1 protein-coding gene is annotated in these 2,235 nt (G+C 71.0%); it reads left to right on the top strand.

From position 1 onward, the window contains the following. Positions 1-53 precede the first annotated feature (53 nt). Positions 54-2,235, top strand: a 2,182-nt coding sequence (locus VFF46_RS15990; protein WP_325037907.1) for an AMP-binding protein, incomplete at its 3' end; no start/stop codon positions are given.

Genomic DNA, 2,235 nt, shown 5'->3' with positions numbered 1-2,235 from the left:
TGTCGCAGCAGCTCCGGGTCGCGGGCCAGCTGGTTGACGGTGTCACCAGGTTGATGCGCGAACAGCTGGCTCTGCTGACCGAGCCGTCCACGGACGAGAACCGGCCCGAACTCAACCCAACCGCAACCACAGCAGGCGCCGACGAGGCAACCACCGTGGAATCAGCCGAAGGTACGCGTGGTGCGACCGCCGGGCGTGCGGGCGAGGAGTCCGCCGAGGGTAGGCGCGACGCGACCGTCGGGGATGCGGGCGAGGAGTCCGCCGTACGTGCGGGCGGCGCGACCTCCGAAGGTCCGGGCGAGCTGACCGGCGGTGGTGCGGATGCGCTCACCGGCGGGGGTACGCACGAGGGGACCAGCCGGGGTGCGGATGCGCTGACCGGTAAAGATGCGGGCGAGGTGACCGCCTCGGGTGCAGATGCGCTGACCGTGGGTGAGGGATCCGGCGTAGGTGTGGGCCGCGAATCTGCCGGGAGTGGGGGTGGCGCGACTGCCGAAGGTGTGCGCGAGGTAGCCGCCGGGGGTGCTGGCGACAGATCTGCCGAAGATGTGGGGCAGGTTGTGTCCGGTGGCGCGTCCGGTGGGGGTGGCGTTCACCTGCGGTCGGTTGAGGGTGGTGCGCGCAAGCAGTCCGTTGAGGGGGATGCGCGCAAGCAGTTCGTCGAAGAGGGTGCGCGCAAGCAGTTCGTTGAGGGTGGCGGGCGCAAGCAGACCGTTGAGGGGGGTGCGCGTAAGCAGTCTGTTGAGGGTGGGGCGGGTGAGCTGGTCAGGGGCGCTCGGCAGGCGGGTGCGGTGGTTGTTGTTCGGGAGGTGGGGGAGCGGCGGCGGCGGGATTTGAGTTATTGGGATCAGGTGCTGGCCGGTGCGCAGCCTTTGGTGTTGCCGGGGGATCGGGTGCGGGCGGCCGGGGACGACGCGGTGGGGTCGGTTCGGCGGGAGTTGGAGGGGGAGCTGGGCGCGGCGGTGTTCGCATACAGCCGGGAGCGGAAGCTCAGTCCGGCGATGACGATGCTGGCCGCGGTCGCGACGGTGCTCGGGCGGTTCGCGGCGCAGGACGACGTCACGATCGGGTCGGCGCTGGTACGTCCGGACGACGCGCCGGCGATCCGGCCGTTGCCGTTGCGGATCGACCTGTCCGGTGAGCCGGATCTGGGCGAGCTGACCGAGCGGATCCGCGACATCACCGCCGCCGCGTTCGAGCACTCGGGTACCGACCTGGCGATCCTCGAGCGCGACCCGCTGTTCCAGATCCTGGTCGACTTCGAGGACGGCGACGACGAGCTGCCGCCGGCGATCGACATCCGGTTCCGGCTCACCCACGACGGCGACGACATCGTCTGTACGGCGGATTACCGCGCGGGCCTGTTCGAACAGCGCAGCGTCGAACGGCTCCTCGACTACCTCGCCGAAGTGTTGCGCAGGGCAACGACCCGCCCGGAGCTCCGGCTGCCCGAACTCCTCCTCCCGCTCGAGTCCGACCTCGAAGCACTCCGCGAACTCGAGTCCGACACCGACCCGGTCGGCCCGATCGGCCGCATCCGCCGGGACGCCGTCGTGGCCGGCGAGCTCAGCGGTCTGCACACCCTGTTCGAGCAGCAGGTCGCCCGTACCCCGGACGCGATCGCTGTCATACAAGGAGATCGCGAGCTCACGTACGCCGAACTCGACCGTCGCGCGAACGCCGTCGCCTGGCAGCTGACCGACCTGGGCGTGAAGCCGGGCGAGCTGGTCGCGGTACGAGTTGCCCGAGGCACCGAAATGATCGTCGCGGTGCTGGCCGTCCTGAAATCCGGCGCCGCCTACCTCCCGCTGGATCCCGGCGTACCGGAGTCCCGCTGGGCGTTCATGGTGCACGACGCGGCCGCCGTCGCGCTGGTCGGGGACGACGCGGCGCTGGCGGATCGCCTCGGCCTGCGGCTGGTCCCGGTCTCGGCGGTGGACGGCGACGCCCGCGCCAAGCAGGCCCCGCCGGTACGCGCCGCGGCCGACGACATCGCGTACTGCATCTACACCTCCGGCTCCAGCGGCAACCCGAAGGGCGTCGTGGTCCCGCACCGCGGCCCGGTCAACCTGGTCCGCCACTACCTGCGCACGCGGCGCTCGCTGCGGACGCTGCAGTGGACCTCGTTCGGGTTCGACGTGCATGTGCAGGAGATGTTCACGACGCTGGCCTCCGGTGCGGCGCTGGTACTGATCGGCGAGGACGACCGGTACGACCCGGACGCGGTGGTCGCGG

It is taken from the genome of Kribbella sp., assembly GCF_035655035.1.
GTDB lineage: Bacteria > Actinomycetota > Actinomycetes > Propionibacteriales > Kribbellaceae > Kribbella.
The sequence above is the reverse complement of the archived record's forward strand: the minus strand, read 5'-3'. Positions and strand labels throughout refer to the sequence as shown.